The following is a 15,442-nucleotide window of genomic DNA, read 5'->3' as shown; positions in this document are numbered from 1 at the left end:
TCCTTTTTGGGCATTAATTATGGGTAGGTGTATCGTTTGAGCGTGAGGCGTACAACCGCCGGTCAGACCGCTTCAATGCGCAGAGCGACAGGTGCGCCGGAGAGCACATTGGTGGTTTCCATGGCCGCCAGCGCCGCGTTCAGGGCATCGGGCGTGGTCTTGTGGGTCACGATCAGCACCGGCGCCGAGGTGTCTTCATGGCCATACTGGCGCATCCGATCAATGGAGACGCCCGCGTCGCCCAGTACCGTGGCGATCTTGGCCAGCGCGCCGGGTTTATCCTCAAGTGACATGCGCAGGTAATAGGGTGCGGGCAGTTCCGCACGGGCCGGGTTTGCCGTCGTCAGGCTGTCGGCGGGAAGGCCAAACACCGGTCCGCGCATCCCCTTTGCGATGTCACAGACGTCGGCCATGACAGCACTGGCAGTGGGGCCTTCGCCCGCACCCGGACCGCGCAGGACGATCTGACCCACCGCGTCGCCATCCAGAACCACCATGTTGGTACCACCCTCAAGCTGTCCCAGCGGCGAGGTGTCGGGCACGAGGCAGGGCTGCATGCGCTGCTCCAACCCGCGTCCGGTTTTCTGTGCCACGCCCAGCAGTTTGATCTTGTACCCCATGTCGGCAGCGGCGTGGATGTCATCGATGCTCACCCGGTCGATCCCTTCCAGCGTGATGCCGTCGAAATGCACCTTGGTGCCAAAGGCGAGCGAGGCCAGGATGGCGAGCTTATGCGCCGCATCGATACCGCCCACGTCAAGCTGCGGATCGGCCTCCAGATAGCCCAGCCCGTCAGCCTCGGCAAAGACCTCTTCATAGCTGAGGCCCGCGCTTTCCATGCGGGTCAGGATGTAGTTGCACGACCCGTTCATCACCCCCATGACCCGGGTGATTTCATTGCCCGCAAGCCCTTCGGTCAGCGATTTGATGACCGGGATGCCCCCCGCAACCGCTGCCTCGTAGCGCAGGGCACGCCCGGCGCCTTCGGCCTGTTCCGCCAGCGCCTGACCGTGGATCGCCAGCAATGCTTTGTTGGCGGTCACCACGTCCTTGCCCGCCGTCAGCGCCGCCTCGACGGCCTGCCTGGCCGGGCCCTCATCGCCGCCAATCAGTTCGACAAAGACATCCACGTCATCGCGTGTCGCCAGATCGACTGGGTCATTTTCCCAGGCGTAGTGGTCCAGCGGCACACCGCGATCCTTGGCCCGGTCGCGGGCAGAGACGGCGGAAATGACGATCTCTCGCCCGCTGCGCGCGGCCAGCAGGGCGGCGTGTTGCCGAATGATGCGCAGAACGCCGATTCCAACCGTGCCCAGACCAGCAATTCCAAGACGCAGCGGCGCAGACATAACGGCAATTCCTTTGATTTTCAGGGCGAAGCGGTTGTTTTTCGCCATGTAGCGGGTTCGGCAGCGACGTGCAACGCGCTTGGTGCTATTGCACCTCATCCTCCAGCCGGTTCCGTTCTTCTCCGCTGAGCACCGATCCGCGCAGCCCTGCGGCGCGCGCCTGCAGGCCGCTGACCCGTGCTTCAAGCTGCGCTTGTGTCTCCTCGGTCTTGCTCTGCCGGGTCTCGGTCGAGGTCAGCAAGGGATCAAAGGGAATCAGGTCCGGAAAATCCGCCTCCCGCGCGGCCTGTCCCGTTGCGTCTTCGATCTCAGGAAACTGCACGCAACCGACAACACCGAGGATGAGGATCAGGAAGGCGGCAAGGCGCATAAAGGAGCTCCGATTGGTCGTAATTGTTGTGCCTCAAGCGCCCGACGCGCGCAAGGAGGGTTTGTTTTGAACATTTGTTCAGATATCCTTGGCCATCATGGCTCGTACCGCAGGTTCACATTCAGACATTACCGGCCCGCGCGTGCGTGCGGCAGCGCTAAAGCTCTTTGCACGTCAGGGCTTTGCGGCGGTTTCAATGCGCGAAATCGCGCGCGAGGTCGGGGTGCAGGTCGGCGCGCTTTACAACTACACCCCGGACAAACAAAGCTTGCTTTTTGATCTGATGAAGAGCCACCTGGACGCTCTGCTGGCCGCGTTTCAGGACGACGCCGATGCAGATCCGGTGGCTCGGTTGAAACACTTTGTGCAGTTTCACATCCACTTCCACCATGACCGGCCAGACGCGGTGTTCATCGCCTATATGGAATTGCGCAACCTGACGCCTGCAAATTTCGTGCAGATCGAAACCCTGCGCCGGGCCTATGAAGACCGGTTGGAGGCTATATTGCGGGCGGGCGTGATTACCGGTGATTTTGCCGTGGCCGATACCAAGATCGCGATGCGTGCGGTGATCGCCATGCTGACCGGTATTAACACGTGGTTCCGCGCGGATGGCAGGCTGTCGCTTGACGATGTCACCGCACAGTATTGGCAGATGGTGTGCAAGGCGGTGTCCGCATCGGACGGGTCGAGCCCATAGCGTAAACCATCACATTATGTGATGTATATCATGTCATATATTCGTTTTCATTATTTTCTATGCGCCCCTATATCCTCAGAGGCCCCATAGCGGGCTCGGCTGAAAGGAGGCTCAGATGGTTTACGAAACAGCGATTGAAGAACGTCACAGCTCACTGCGGAGTGTCACGCATACACTCTTGCTTCTGGCAACAGGCGTATTTCTTGGCATCATGCTGGCAGAGCTGCGTGAGGTTGCGATGGACAGCGATGCGCGCGCAGCCTTCGAGGCACAACCGATTGCAGGTGAAGACTGGCACGGCAACGTGCGCCGGTCGACCCCCTGACGGCTCAGGGGGCGGACCACCAGGCGCCTGGTTTTTTCCGCCCCCCACGCCCCTTATCCAGCCAAAGCGCCACCTGCCTGAGGGGTGAGAGCGCAAGGCGCAGCCACAGCCGGTGATACCATTTGCGAAAGTCCCGGTTGAACGGACAGACCCGCAGGCAGATCGCACAATCGGACGCCAGCTTGGCCCAGAACCCAAAGCATTTCTCTGCGTCGGATGTCCATTTGCGCACGCCCTTGAGGGCGGAGATATTGGTGCCCCCAACTTCCGGCGGACCAAAGGGCAGGGCCTTGACCGGGCAGGCCTCGGCGCATTTGGTGCAGATGTCGCAAAATGCCCTGACGCCCTGCGGTTTGGGGCTGTCATGCGCCAGAGGCAGCGACGTGAAAATCTTCGAAAACCGAAGCCGCGGCCCGAATTCCGGGGTGATCACCATCTGGTTACGCGCATATTCCCCCAGCCCCGCCTGGAGCGCATAGGGAATCACCAGCGCCGTGTCGTTCATCGACGGGACGGCCTCATACCCGAGATTACGGATGTAGGCGGCCAGCTGCATCACGGTTGCGGCCTCCTGACTGTAAGCGCGCCCGGTGGCCGCACCAGCGGTCGCTGCGGGGTAGGTATCAACCAGATCTGCATCCATCTCATGCCCCAGCACGATCACAGACGTAATCCCCTCGGGCAGGTTGTTCGGTGCGTCAGACAGATCACGCGTGTCGATGCGGGCGCTGTAGTGCCAGCGCGCATCAACCCCGGTAATTCCGCATAAGTCTGCTTTAAAAAAGCGCGCTACCTTTTTGATCTCGCGCGACATATCGTTCGAATCTGTAACCTTGAGGGCCACAGGAGCGACGGGTGTATCGGCGCTGATCGGTGCCTGAAACCCTTCGCGGCGCCCTTGATCGGCAAAGCGGTCCGTCATCACATCCGAGATCAGCCAGGACGCATTGCGCAGCGCAAAGTCCCGCTGACCAAACCCATCGCCCCGGCGCGGGGTCGCCTCCATCCGGTAGGAGGCGAAAAACGCGTCAGACCGCGCGCTGCGCACGGCGGGATCCCAGAACGCCCGGGTGAAAATGTCATTGCGCTGCGCAAAGGGCTCAAACCCGTCGGTCACGTCGATCCCGGCGGCCTTGTCAGAGACGTCGCTGTGCAACTCCTTTACCATCCTCTCAGGGTACGCCGCGAAATTCATCGGTCAATCGTAAAGGTCGCAAACAGGCGCGACCGTGGCGGCCGGGGTTCGCAGGCTGCCCGAAACACGATTGTCAGGGAGTGCGACATGAAGATTGGTTTTATCGGGCTGGGCAATGTCGGTAGCAAGCTTTGCGGCTCGCTGATCCGCAACAAGATGGATGTGCAGGTCTTTGATCTCAATGCGGAATTAGTGGCGGCGAAGGTGACCCAGGGGGCCGCAGAGGGCCAGAGCCCCGCGCGGATGATGCAGGCCTGCGATGCCGTGATCACCTGCCTGCCGTCGCCTGCCGCCTCCGCCGCGGTGCTCGACGAGATGTTGCCGCACGTCGCACCCGGAAAAGTCTGGATGGAAATGTCGACAACGGACGCCGCCGAGGTTAAACGGCTGGGTGCGCTGGTCATGGCCAAAGGGGGCGCTGCGGTCGACTGCCCGGTCTCGGGCGGATGCCACCGCGCGGACACCGGCAACATCTCGATCTACGCAGGTTGTGACCGTGCCACCTTCGACCGCGTGCTGCCCGTCCTGACGTGCATGGGGCGCCGTATCCTGCACGTGGGCGAGATCGGAAACGCCAGCGTTCTCAAGGTGATGACCAACTATCTTGCAACGGCCAACCTGCTGACCCTGTGCGAGGCGCTCACGGTCATGAAAGCCGCAGGAATGGACATGGGCACCACCTACGAGGCGATTGCGATGTCTTCAGGCACCTCCTTCGTGCACGAAACCGAAAGCCAGCTGATCCTGTCGGGATCCCGCGACGTGAACTTCACCATGGACCTGGTGCAAAAGGACATCGGGCTCTTCCAAAAACTGGCCGATGTACACGGGGTTCCGCTCGAACTGTCCCCCAAGGTGATCGAGATGATGGCGGATGGGCAGGCGCGCTACGGCACCCGCGCGCAGTCCGACCGCATGATCGAACGGCTGGAAGAGGCCACCGGGCTTGAGATCCGCGCCCCCGGGTTCCCGCTGGAACTGATCGATGACGAACCCGAAGCGCGCGGCTACGAGGTCACCACCAACCGCTGATTTTCATTGTTCTGCCAATATGCCGGGGTTTGGGGCAGCGCCCCAATCCTGTCTCACACCAGCTGACCTTCGGGGGTCAGCGTCGTCTTGCCGCCAAGATAGGGTGCCAGCACATCGGGCAAGACAACCGAGCCATCCTCCTGCTGACCGTTTTCCAGCACAGCAATCAGACACCGTCCGACCGCAAGACCCGAACCGTTCAGCGTATGAACGAACCGGGGCTTGCCGCCATCCGCCGGTTTGTACCGTGCATTCATCCGCCGCGCCTGGAAATCGCCGGTGGTGGAGACCGATGAAATCTCGCGGTAGCTGTCCTGACCGGGCAACCACGCCTCGATGTCATAGGTGCGCTTGGCGCCAAACCCCATGTCACCGGTGCACAGGATCACAGTGCGGTAGGGGATAACCAGCCGTTCCAGAATATCCTCGGCACAGCGCAGCATGCGCTTTTGCTCTGCATCTGATTGATCGGGCAGGGTGACGGACACCATTTCCACTTTTTCGAACTGGTGCTGGCGCAGCATGCCCGCCGTGTCCCGGCCCGCACTGCCCGCCTCGGACCGGAAACACAACGTGTGGGCGGTCATCCGGCGCGGCAGGTCCGCTTCGTCCAACACGTCCCCTGCCACCGAATAGGTCAGCGTGATCTCGGAGGTGGAAATCAACCACATATCCTCCGTCGTCTTGTAGCTGTCCTCAGCAAATTTCGGCAGCTTGTCGGTGCCATACATCGCCTCATCCCGCACCAGCACCGGACAGTTCACTTCCGTCAGCCCGTTGTGATCCACGTGAGTGTCGATCATGAATTGCGCCAGCGCCCGGTGGATGCGCGCCACGGCCCCTTTGAGCATCACAAACCGCGCGCCCGAGGTCTTGGCAGCCGTTTCGAAATCCATCGACGCGGCAACCCCGGCGATCTCGTAGTGCTCCTTGGGTGCGAAACCGAAAGCAGGGACATCGCCCCAACGGTTCACTTCGACATTATCCTCTTCATCCGCACCGTCCGGCACATCGGCCGCGGGCAGATTGGCGATCCAGGCCAGTTTCTCGGTCAGCTGAGCGTCAAGCTCCTTGGCTTCCGCCTGCATGGCGGCGACTTCGGCCTTTTTCTCACCGACAAGAGCGCGGAGACGCTCGAACTCCGCATCGTTGCCAGTGGCCTTCGCAGCGCCAACTTCCTTGGAGGCCTTGTTCTGATCCGCCTGTGCGGTTTCTGCGGCACTGATCTTGGCCCGACGCGCCTCGTCCAGCGCCAACAGCGCGGCAGACGCGGGGGCCTCTCCCCGGCGCGCCAGGGCGGCGTCAAAAGCATCGGGGTTTTCACGGATGGCACGAATATCATGCATGTCGGCAGTCCTTGATCTGAGTCGTCACGTATTGCTGCTTATGACCGATCTTGGTGCGGTCCGTAACCATGAGATTTCACTGTCCCGGCGCCACTTTGGTGCCGCGCGCGTCCGCCCGTTCCCACGCGTCTTTCCAGTGGTCAGTGATCCAGTCGTCAACTGGAACCGCCAGCGTTGTCGGGTTTTCGCTGCCAATGCGCCCCACGATCACGCCGACGAGATGCCAGTCACCATCAACTTGCGCCAGAACCGGACCTCCGGAGTTGCCACTCACGACTTCGCAATCGATGACGATCACGTCGTGGTCATCTTCCGGGATCACAGGGCAGTTGAACCGACCGGCAAGCCGTTCCTTCCCACCACGGTTGTAGCCCATCAGGGCCAGAGGTCCGCTGATCTGCCGGTCCGGCTGGAACAGGGGGAGCGGGGTAACCAGATCTGCGGGCAAGGGCGTGTCCAGCCGCAGAACCGCCACATCGTATTTGAACCGGGTGTTTCCTTTTGCAAACGGGTAGGCAGGATGCACATCCCTTTGCACAGAGCCGCGGTAGATCGTGGCAGCATCTTGTGTTTTTCCCAAAATGAAGTGGCGCTGACGTGTACGTTTTGCTGTACCACCTGCGCAATGCGCAGCCGTCAGCACCAGATCGGGCGCGATCAGCGTGCCCGTGCAGGTCGCCGATTTTTCGGGGCTGGTGCTGTTGATCCCTCCGACGGCCAACCAAAGCGCGCGCTCCGCCGGATCCAGAGCAGGCAGGGGGGCCGCAAGGAGGGGCGCGGCAAATCCGATTGCGCAGGCCAGGATTCCTCCCAGAATTGCGCTGGTTTCTTTCCCGTTTGCCATATGATCTCCCAAACCTCGTATCGCGTCACAATGGCCTGAATTGCCGGGCGCGCCAAGGGGGCGGTGACAGGCAGGATGGTGCCGGTCAGGGTCAAGCAGTATTGTGCAAAGCCTCCCTTGCAAAGCGCCGTGTGAGCCCATAGGTTCCGCCAAAATTCGCGACCTGCTTAACGCGTTGTCGCGCCCCACCCGGAAGGACCATTTTCATGGAAGCGTTCGCGCAATTTGTGCCCCTCATCCTGATCTTTGCGATCATGTATTTCCTGCTGATCCGCCCGCAGCAGAAAAAAGTCAAAGAGCATCAGGCGATGGTGGCCGCGCTGCGCCGCGGCGATCAGGTGGTGACCCAGGGTGGGATCATCGGCAAGGTGGCCAAGGTCAAGGAAGACGGCGAGCTGGAGCTGGAAATCGCCGATGGCGTGAAAGTACGCGTGGTGCAATCCACCATCGCCACCGTTGTCTCCAAGACCGAACCGGCGAAGTAACAACGCCTCCTGACGCGTTCGAAAAGGCGTAGACATGCTGCAAATCGATCTTTGGAAGCGGATCACCATCTGGCTGACCTGTGCGGTGGGCCTGTGGCTTGCGATGCCCAACGCCTTCTACACGAACGTTGAAAAACACAACGACGCGGTTCAGGCCATCGAACTGGGTGCTACCACGCCGGAAAATCTGGCGGATCAGGCGCGCTGGCCGGATTGGATGCCCTCGGGGCTGGTGAACCTCGGTCTCGATCTGCGCGGCGGCGCGCATCTGCTGGCAGAGGTGCAGGTCGAGGATGTCTACGCGGCGCGGATGCAGGCGGCCTGGCCGGAAATCCGCGACAGCCTGCGCCCGGAGCGGTCAACGGTTGGCACGATCCGGCTGCAGCCTTCAGCCGATGATGAGGTGCGGGTACGCATCAGTCAGCCGGAGGGCATGCCGCGCGCGCTGGAAATCGTGCGTGGGCTGGCGCGCCCGGTGCAGACCCTGACCGGGGTGGGTGCCAATGACATCGAGGTGCGCGCGGAAAACGACCTGATCATCGTCACCTTGTCAGAAGCTGAAAAGCTTGCGACCGACGAACGGACCGTTCAGCAAAGTCTCGAAATCATTCGCCGCCGGATCGACGAGGTTGGCACCCGCGAACCAACGATCCAGCGTCAGGGTGCGGACCGTATCCTCATCCAGGTGCCCGGAATCGGGTCGGCGGGCGAGTTGAAAGAGATCATCGGCACCACGGCGCAACTGACCTTCAACCCGGTGGTGACGCGCGGTACGAACCCCGATGCCTCTGCCGGGATCGGCAACAAGATCGTGCCGTCTTTGGATGAGCCCGGCGTTTTCTACACCATCGAAGCGGCGCCCGTCGTGACGGGTGAGGAACTGGTGGACGCGCAGCCTGCGTTTGATCAGAACGGTCGCCCGGCGGTGAACTTCCGCTTCAATACTTCCGGGGCCCGCAAGTTCGGTGACTACACAGCGGTAAACATCGGCTCCCCGTTTGCCATCATTTTGGATGACGAGGTGGTCAGCGCCCCCACGATCCAAAGCCATATTCCCGGGGGCTCCGGCATCATCACCGGGCGCTTCACTGTGGAGGAATCGACCAATCTCGCGGTGCTGCTGCGGGCAGGGGCCTTGCCGGCGGGGCTCGAATTCCTCGAAGAACGCACCATCGGTCCGGAACTGGGGCAGGACAGCATCGATGCGGGTAAGGTCGCGACCATCGTGGCTTTCAGCGCCGTACTGGTCTTCATGTTTCTCAGCTACGGGCTCTTCGGGATCTTTGCCAATATTGCGCTGATCATCAACATCGGGCTGATCTTTGGTCTGCTGAGCCTCATCGGCGCCACGCTGACCCTTCCGGGGATTGCGGGTATCGTGCTGACAGTCGGGATGGCGGTGGATGCCAACGTGCTGATCTTTGAACGGATTCGCGAGGAATTGAAGACGTCCAAAGGCCCTGCACGAGCGATTGAACTGGGCTATGAAAAAGCGCTCAGCGCGATCCTCGACGCCAATATCACGACCTTCATCACCGCGACGATCCTCTTTGCCATGGGCTCGGGTCCGGTGCGCGGCTTTGCGATCACGCTGGGTCTGGGTATCCTGACCTCCGTTTTCACCGCGATTTTCGTCACCCGCCTGCTGGTGGTGATGTGGTTTGAACGTCGCCGCCCCAAAACGATCGAGATTTGATATGCGCCTGAAACTGGTCAAACAGAATACGAATTTCGATTTCTTCAAACGCTGGAAACTCTGGCTGGGCATCTCGGGTCTGATGATGGTGGTGGCCTTTGCCTCTTTCATGATCCAGGGGTTGAATTTCGGTATCGATTTCCGGGGCGGTACCACGATCCGCACCGAAAGCCCGCTGCCGGTGGAAATCGGCGTCTACCGCGATGCCATTGCCGTGCTGGACCTGGGCGATGTCACGATCACCGAGGTCTTCGATCCCACCTTCGAGGCGGATCAGAACGTCGCCATGATCCGCATTCAGGCGCAGGACGGGCAGGAGGCGGTGACCACCGAAGTGATTGCCGCCGTGCAGGAGGCACTCAGAACCGTGCGGCCGGATATCAAGTTTGTTTCGGTCGAATCCGTGGGGCCAAAGGTGTCTGGCGAGTTGATCCAGACAGCGGCGATTGCCGTCGTGCTCGCCATCGGGGCGGTGCTGATCTACATCTGGCTGCGCTTTGAATGGCAGTTTGCCCTCGGCGCCGTGCTGGCGCTGGTGCATGACGTGATCCTGACCATCGGCGTCTTTTCCGAATTGCAGATCCGTTTTGACCTCGCGATCATTGCCGCCCTGCTGACCATCGTGGGCTATTCGCTGAACGACACCGTGGTGGTCTTTGACCGGGTCCGCGAGAACCTGCGCAAATACAAGAAACGCCCGCTGAACGAGGTGTTGAATATCTCCATCAACGAGACGCTCAGCCGGACCTTCATGACCTCCGTGACCACGCTGCTGGCGCTCATCGCGCTTTTTGTGCTGGGCGGCGACGTGATCCGCGGCTTTGTCTTTGCGATGATCTGGGGCGTGATCGTCGGGACCTACAGCTCGATCTTCGTGGCCTCTGCCGCGCTTCTCTATCTGGGCGTGAAACGCGATTGGTCCAAGCCGGACGCCAATTCCGGCAACCAATACGCGGGCATTGATGCTTGAGGCGCTTTCAGGCGTTACCGATACAGGCGGGCTGATCTGGCTGACACTGGGCGTTCTCGCCGCCGGCATGGTGCGCGGGTTTGCCGGCTTCGGCAGCGGCATGATCATCATGCCCGTCGCTGCCTCCGTCCTCTCCCCCGTCGAAGCGGTGATTTTCATGATGATGGCGGAACTGGTCGGCCCCCTGCCGAACCTGCCTGCCGCCTGGCGGGATGGCGCGCCGCGCGACGTGGGGCGGCTGATGTTGGGTGCGACGCTGACCATTCCCGTGGGCGTCTTTTGCCTGTCGCATATGGATGCCACCTTCTTTGGCTGGGTGGTGTCTATCTGTGTGGCGGTCCTGCTGGTGCTGGTCATGTCCGGCTGGCGCTACAAGGGCGTGCTGACCCGGCCCATGACCGTTGCAACCGGGGGTTTGGGCGGTTTCATGGGGGGATTTGCCGGGGTGCCGGGGCCCCCGGTGATCATGCTCTACATGTCCAGCCGTCTGCCGATTTCGGTCATCCGCGCAAACTTCCTGCTCTACCTGCTGGCGATTGATTTCGTGATGATCGCGGTGTTCTTCGCGCTGGACCTGTTTGTCTGGAAAATCGCGCTGCTGGGGCTGCTGGCGGGCATCCCCAACGTGGTGGCCAATATGATCGGCGCCCGGCTGTTCGATCCGACGGCAGAGCTTCTTTTTCGCCGGGTGGCCTACCTCATCATTGCGACATCGGCTATTCTGGGGTTGCCGATCTGGAGCTAGGAGACGGGCATGCGCCTCAACGAAATTTCATTCACTGACGCGAAACCGATCGAGGGATATGGGGTGGGGTTCTTCCGCATCGGCGGCGAGGTCTTCCAGGGCCCGGTCATCGCCGGACCCAAGGGCACATTTGGGTGGCAGGGGTACGAGGATGTCGATGCACTCCTGGCCCTGAAGGACGAAATTGACGTGCTTTTTGTCGGCACCGGGGCCGAGACCGCGCATCTGCCCTCCGATGTCCGTGCCACGCTGGAAGAGGCGGGTATGGGCGTCGAGGTTATGGCCTCACCTGCTGCCTGTCGGACGTACAACGTGCTGCTGAGCGAGGGCCGCCGCATCGCGCTGGCGCTGATCCCGGTTTGAACGGGCTTTTGGTTGCGCGGGCAATCGGTTAACGCTGTCTCATGACATTGACGATCCGTGATCTTTGCGTGGCGCGCGGTGGGCTGCCGGTGCTGCAGGGGCTGAGCTTCACGCTTGCGCCGGGGCAGGCGCTGATCTTGCGCGGGCCCAATGGATCGGGCAAGACCACTTTGCTGCGGACGCTGGCCGGACTGCAACCACCGCTTGCCGGGCAGATTGACGGGGCAGAGGAGCAGATCGCCTATGCAGCGCATTCCGACGGGCTCAAGGCCATGCTTTCCGTGCGGGAGAACCTGACTTTCTGGGCTGATGTGTTCGGGCAATCGGACATTGTGCCGGCCCTTGATGCCTTCGCCTTGATGCCGCTGATCGACCGGCTGGCGGGCACGCTGTCGGCGGGGCAGAAACGCAGGCTGGGGCTCGCGCGGATGCTGGTGACCGGACGGCCGATCTGGATGCTGGATGAGCCGACCGTCTCACTCGACGTGGACGCCGTGGCGCAATTCGCGGTCGCTGTGCGCAGACATCTGGCGGCAGGGGGGATGGCGCTGATCGCCACCCACATCGACCTTGGGCTGGAAGCCGAGGTGTTGGATGTCACGCCCTTTCGCGCGACACAGGACACGCGCGCGGGCGCCAGTGACGAGGCGTTCCTATGACAGCGCTGCTGCGTCGCGATCTGAAACTGGCGGTGCGGGCCGGGGGTGGCTTTGGCCTTGGCCTCGCGTTTTTCCTGATCGTGACGGTGCTGGTGCCCTTTGGCGTGGGCCCGCAGTCCGAGCTCTTGTCGCGCATCGCACCGGGCATTCTCTGGCTGGGCGCCTTGCTGGCCTGCCTTTTGTCACTCGACCGGCTGCTGGCGCTGGATTGGGAGGATGGCACGCTCGATCTGCTCGCGACCTCGCCGCTGCCACTCGAGGCCGCGCTCGGCATCAAGGCGCTGGCCCATTGGATCACCACCGGGTTGCCGCTGGTGCTGGCCGTGCCGGTGCTGGGCATCCTGTTGAACCTCCCTGCGCAAGGGTATGGCTGGCTGGTCCTGTCGCTGCTGCTTGGGACCCCCGCGCTTTCGGTCATTGGCACCTTCGGGGCGGCGCTGACGGTGGGGGTGAAACGGGGCGGGCTCTTGATGTCGCTCTTGGTGCTGCCGCTCTATGTGCCGACGCTGATCTTTGGTGCAGAGGCTGCGCGACGAGGAGCCACGGGGATGGACCCGCTCACGCCGCTCTTGATGCTGTCAGGGATCACGGCAGGTGTTGTGGCCATCATGCCCTTCGCCTCTGCCGCCGCACTGCGGGTGAACTTGCGGTGACCGGGACCATTTGCCCATTGAGCCAAAAGGCCGAAAGGCTTAGATCAGTGCCATGTCCATGACCGAAGACACAGCCACACCCAAACGCCCCTCCGGCTTTTGGAGCTATGCAAACCCGGTGAAGTTCCTGGGCCTCAGCGAACGGGTTCTGCCCGCGCTCTGGGGGCTGGCGGCGCTTTCGCTGATCGTTGGCCTGATCTGGGGGTTTTTCTTCACGCCGGATGATTTCCGGCAGGGCTCCACCGTCAAGATCATCTACCTGCACGTGCCTTCCGCGATGATGGCGATCAATGCCTGGGTGATGATGCTGGTGGCCTCGCTGATCTGGCTGATCCGGCGCCACCACGTCAGCGCACTGGCGGCCAAAGCCGCCGCACCCGTGGGCGTCGTGATGACCTTGATTGCGCTCTGCACCGGGGCGATCTGGGGGCAGCCGATGTGGGGCGACTGGTGGGCGTGGGACCCGCGCCTGACCTCCTTCCTGATCCTGTTTCTGTTCTATCTGGGCTACATCGCGCTCTGGGAAGCCATCGAGGACCCGGACACCGCTGCTGACCTCACCTCTGTGCTGTGTCTGGTGGGATCTGTCTTTGCAGTGCTGTCACGCTACGCGGTGAACTTCTGGAACCAGGGCCTGCACCAGGGCGCCTCTCTCAGCCTTGATAAGGAGGAGAACGTGGCGGATGTCTTCTACTTCCCGCTGCTGGTCTGCATTGCGGGCTTCGTGCTGCTTTTTCTCGCGCTGGTACTCTACCGCACAGGCACCGAGATTCGTCTGCGCCGCACCCGTGCGCTACAGGCGCGGGAGGCCCGGCTGTGATGCCCGATCTTGGCAAATATGCAGATGCGGTGCTCTCCGCTTACGGGGTCTCCATCCTGCTGCTGGTCCTGCTGGTCGCATTGAGCCTGCGGCAGGGCAAACGCGCCCGCCGCGCGTTGCAGGATGTGGAAAAAAGGAGCAAGCCCAATGCCTAAAGTCTCGCCCCTGATGATCGCCCCGCCGCTGATCTTTGCCGGGTTCGTTGCCCTCGCAGGCATTGGCATGTTCCGCGACAATCCCAATGACCTGCCCTCCACGATGATCGGACAACGCGCCCCGGCGATTACAACGGATGTGCTGGGCGACTATCCCAGCGTCACACCCGAAGCGATGGCGACGGGTGAAGTCACGCTGGTGAATTTCTGGGCCAGCTGGTGCCCGCCGTGCCGAGCGGAACACCCCAACCTCCTGCGCATGGCGGCAGAGGGCATGCCGATCATCGGTGTGAATTTCAAGGATCAGGCGGGCACCGCCACGCGCTATCTGGACGATGATGGCAACCCCTTTGAGGCGGTGGCCTTCGATCCGCAGGGCCGCACGGCCATCGACTGGGGTGTGACCGCACCGCCGGAAACCTTCATACTGGATGCCGAGGGCACCGTGCTCTTCCGCTTTGCTGGCCCGCTGATTGGCAGCGACTATGAGCAGCGGTTCCTGCCGGAGTTGGAAAAGGCGCGCGCGGCGCAGTAAGCCCCCGCGCTGCCTGTGAGCGCACAGGGTGTCACTGCGCGTCTGCCTTTTTCCCCCGCCACAGGATAAAGAGACCCGACACAACGATCACGGCAGAGCCGAGCAGCATTGAAAAACTCAACTGCTCGCCAAAGAAAACCACACCGAAGCCCACACCGAACAGCAATCTGACGTATCTGAAGGGCGTAACGGCAGAGACTTCGCCAGTGCGCATCGCCTTCATCAGGCAGCTATAGGCCGCAACGCCGGCCAGAACCGCCCCTGCCAGAAAAAGAGATGTCTGGGCCGTTGGGATCACAAACGGCTGTGCCTGCCATGCCGAAAAAATCACACCGGCGACGACAACAGACAAAAATCCATATAGCCCGAGGATCGGGGTGCTGAGTGATGCGGGCGCGGCGCGGCTGGCCAGATCGCGCCCGGCAAATCCGATCATGCCGATGACGGCCAGCATCGAGAGCATGGAGAAACTGTCCGTTCCCGGCCGAACGATGATCACAACCCCGGCCAGTCCGATGAGAATGGCCGCCCATCTGCGCCATCCGACCTTTTCGCCAAAGACCAGCGCCGCGCCCGCAACCACGACCAGCGGCGTTGCCTGCAGGATCACGGTCGCCGAGGACAAGGGGGTGAGCGAAATGGCCAGGATGTAGAAGAGGCGTCCGACAATTTCAAAGAGCACGCGAATGCGCATCGGGCGCGATACCACATCCGGGGTGAACAGCGGCTCTCTTTGATGCAGGGCCAGACAGGCGAACAGAAAGGCACCGCCCAGGCCGAATATAATCAGGATTTGACCCACCGGCAGCATGTTGGAGGCTGCTTTCACAAAGGCATCCTCGACCGTGAAAGCCGCCATTGAGGCGATCATCCAGATGCTGCCGATCAGGTTGGCCCTGTTATCCGTGGCGATGGCGGGAATGGTAAGGAGTCCAGTTCTGTCGGCCCGTGCGTGCCCGTGACCGCTATCCCACTGAGCGGTCGTGGTCTAGAGTTCCAGCACTCATTTTTCCTTTTTGCTGAGAGGGTTGGAATGCCAACTTACATACCCGCTGGGCTGCCAAAAGGGGGATTTGACCAACAGCGTGCCGTCGATGAGCGCCAGATTTGGCGCCCCTGCATGCCGCCACACGCGCTGAAATCGCTGTTCTTAATCATGATTTAAGTCAGCCAAAGCTATTGCATGGAAGAGTGCTACCA

Annotated in this window: 19 protein-coding genes; 13 read left to right on the top strand and 6 right to left on the bottom strand. The window is 61.7% G+C overall.

All coding sequences use genetic code 11. The features are described 5' to 3' along the window. Positions 1-62: 62 nt before the first annotated feature. Both Q1A07_RS00605 and Q1A07_RS00600 read right to left on the bottom strand, forming a co-directional pair. Positions 63-1,349 carry a homoserine dehydrogenase gene (locus Q1A07_RS00605; protein WP_299776845.1) on the bottom strand — a complete coding sequence of 429 codons (1,287 nt, stop codon included), beginning with the start codon at positions 1,347-1,349 and terminating at the stop codon, positions 63-65. 85 nt (positions 1,350-1,434) lie between these two features. Next, a complete protein-coding gene (locus Q1A07_RS00600) occupies positions 1,435-1,719 on the bottom strand; it encodes a hypothetical protein (RefSeq protein ID WP_299776842.1) in 285 nt (94 codons plus the stop codon). 97 nt (positions 1,720-1,816) lie between these two features. Here Q1A07_RS00600 and Q1A07_RS00595 point away from each other — a divergent pair, with 97 nt between their 5' ends. Beyond that, positions 1,817-2,419 (top strand): TetR/AcrR family transcriptional regulator, encoded by a 603-nt coding sequence (locus tag Q1A07_RS00595; RefSeq protein WP_299776840.1) that lies wholly within the window; start codon positions 1,817-1,819, stop codon positions 2,417-2,419. A gap of 115 nt (positions 2,420-2,534) precedes the next feature. After that, positions 2,535-2,744 (top strand): hypothetical protein, encoded by a 210-nt coding sequence (locus Q1A07_RS00590; RefSeq protein WP_299776838.1) that lies wholly within the window; start codon positions 2,535-2,537, stop codon positions 2,742-2,744. A 4-nt stretch (positions 2,745-2,748) separates the two neighbouring features. Here Q1A07_RS00590 and Q1A07_RS00585 read toward each other — a convergent pair whose 3' ends face one another. After that, a complete protein-coding gene (locus Q1A07_RS00585) occupies positions 2,749-3,912 on the bottom strand; it encodes a reductive dehalogenase domain-containing protein (protein WP_299776836.1) in 1,164 nt (387 codons plus the stop codon). Positions 3,913-4,026: 114 nt separating this feature from the next. On the opposite strand from Q1A07_RS00585, the gene Q1A07_RS00580 reads away from it, so the two are divergent. Beyond that, positions 4,027-4,971 (top strand): NAD(P)-dependent oxidoreductase, encoded by a 945-nt coding sequence (locus Q1A07_RS00580; protein WP_299776834.1) that lies wholly within the window; start codon positions 4,027-4,029, stop codon positions 4,969-4,971. Positions 4,972-5,024: 53 nt separating this feature from the next. Here the strand turns inward: Q1A07_RS00580 and serS are convergent, their stop codons facing one another. Together serS and Q1A07_RS00570 are read right to left on the bottom strand one after the other, a co-directional pair. Then, positions 5,025-6,317, bottom strand: a complete 1,293-nt coding sequence (gene serS / locus Q1A07_RS00575) for a serine--tRNA ligase (protein WP_299776832.1) — start codon at positions 6,315-6,317, stop codon at positions 5,025-5,027. Between the two features lie 76 nt (positions 6,318-6,393). Then, entirely contained in the window at positions 6,394-7,161 is a 768-nt protein-coding gene (locus Q1A07_RS00570) for a serine protease (protein WP_299776830.1), read from the bottom strand. 206 nt (positions 7,162-7,367) lie between these two features. Here Q1A07_RS00570 and yajC point away from each other — a divergent pair, with 206 nt between their 5' ends. Genes yajC through Q1A07_RS00520 form a run of 10 tightly spaced genes read left to right on the top strand, consistent with a single transcriptional unit; the run spans position 7,368 to position 14,242 of the window. Further along, positions 7,368-7,646 carry a preprotein translocase subunit YajC gene (yajC, locus tag Q1A07_RS00565; RefSeq protein ID WP_195820732.1) on the top strand — a complete coding sequence of 93 codons (279 nt, stop codon included), beginning with the start codon at positions 7,368-7,370 and terminating at the stop codon, positions 7,644-7,646. 34 nt (positions 7,647-7,680) lie between these two features. After that, on the top strand, positions 7,681-9,342 hold the full coding sequence (gene secD / locus Q1A07_RS00560) for a protein translocase subunit SecD (protein ID WP_299776827.1): 1,662 nt from the start codon (positions 7,681-7,683) through the stop codon (positions 9,340-9,342). 1 nt (position 9,343) lies between these two features. Continuing rightward, complete coding sequence (gene secF, locus Q1A07_RS00555; RefSeq protein WP_299776825.1) at positions 9,344-10,312, top strand: protein translocase subunit SecF; 969 nt, start codon at positions 9,344-9,346, stop codon at positions 10,310-10,312. Further along, positions 10,305-11,057, top strand: coding sequence for a sulfite exporter TauE/SafE family protein (locus tag Q1A07_RS00550; protein ID WP_299776823.1), 753 nt, complete (start codon positions 10,305-10,307; stop codon positions 11,055-11,057). The genes secF and Q1A07_RS00550 overlap by 8 nt, the downstream gene beginning before the upstream one ends. Before the next feature lie 9 nt (positions 11,058-11,066). Then, positions 11,067-11,420: an Mth938-like domain-containing protein gene (locus tag Q1A07_RS00545; RefSeq protein ID WP_299776821.1), complete on the top strand. Its 354-nt coding sequence runs from the start codon at positions 11,067-11,069 to the stop codon at positions 11,418-11,420. Between the two features lie 41 nt (positions 11,421-11,461). After that, the gene (gene ccmA / locus Q1A07_RS00540; RefSeq protein ID WP_299776819.1) at positions 11,462-12,079 is read left to right on the top strand and encodes a heme ABC exporter ATP-binding protein CcmA; all 618 of its coding nucleotides are present in this window, start codon (positions 11,462-11,464) and stop codon (positions 12,077-12,079) included. Beyond that, positions 12,076-12,732: a heme exporter protein CcmB gene (gene ccmB / locus Q1A07_RS00535; RefSeq protein ID WP_299776817.1), complete on the top strand. Its 657-nt coding sequence runs from the start codon at positions 12,076-12,078 to the stop codon at positions 12,730-12,732. The genes ccmA and ccmB overlap by 4 nt, the downstream gene beginning before the upstream one ends. 52 nt (positions 12,733-12,784) lie before the next feature. Beyond that, on the top strand, positions 12,785-13,552 hold the full coding sequence (locus Q1A07_RS00530) for a heme ABC transporter permease (protein WP_299776815.1): 768 nt from the start codon (positions 12,785-12,787) through the stop codon (positions 13,550-13,552). Beyond that, the gene (ccmD, locus tag Q1A07_RS00525) at positions 13,552-13,707 is read left to right on the top strand and encodes a heme exporter protein CcmD (protein WP_299776813.1); all 156 of its coding nucleotides are present in this window, start codon (positions 13,552-13,554) and stop codon (positions 13,705-13,707) included. The genes Q1A07_RS00530 and ccmD overlap by 1 nt, the downstream gene beginning before the upstream one ends. Next, positions 13,700-14,242: a DsbE family thiol:disulfide interchange protein gene (locus Q1A07_RS00520; protein WP_299776811.1), complete on the top strand. Its 543-nt coding sequence runs from the start codon at positions 13,700-13,702 to the stop codon at positions 14,240-14,242. The genes ccmD and Q1A07_RS00520 overlap by 8 nt, the downstream gene beginning before the upstream one ends. Before the next feature lie 31 nt (positions 14,243-14,273). Here Q1A07_RS00520 and Q1A07_RS00515 read toward each other — a convergent pair whose 3' ends face one another. Beyond that, the gene (locus Q1A07_RS00515) at positions 14,274-15,164 is read right to left on the bottom strand and encodes a DMT family transporter (protein WP_299779086.1); all 891 of its coding nucleotides are present in this window, start codon (positions 15,162-15,164) and stop codon (positions 14,274-14,276) included. Positions 15,165-15,442 lie beyond the last annotated feature (278 nt).

Source organism: uncultured Roseobacter sp. (genome assembly GCF_947492555.1).
Lineage (GTDB): Bacteria > Pseudomonadota > Alphaproteobacteria > Rhodobacterales > Rhodobacteraceae > Roseobacter.
This window is presented reverse-complemented; position numbering and strand designations above follow the sequence as displayed.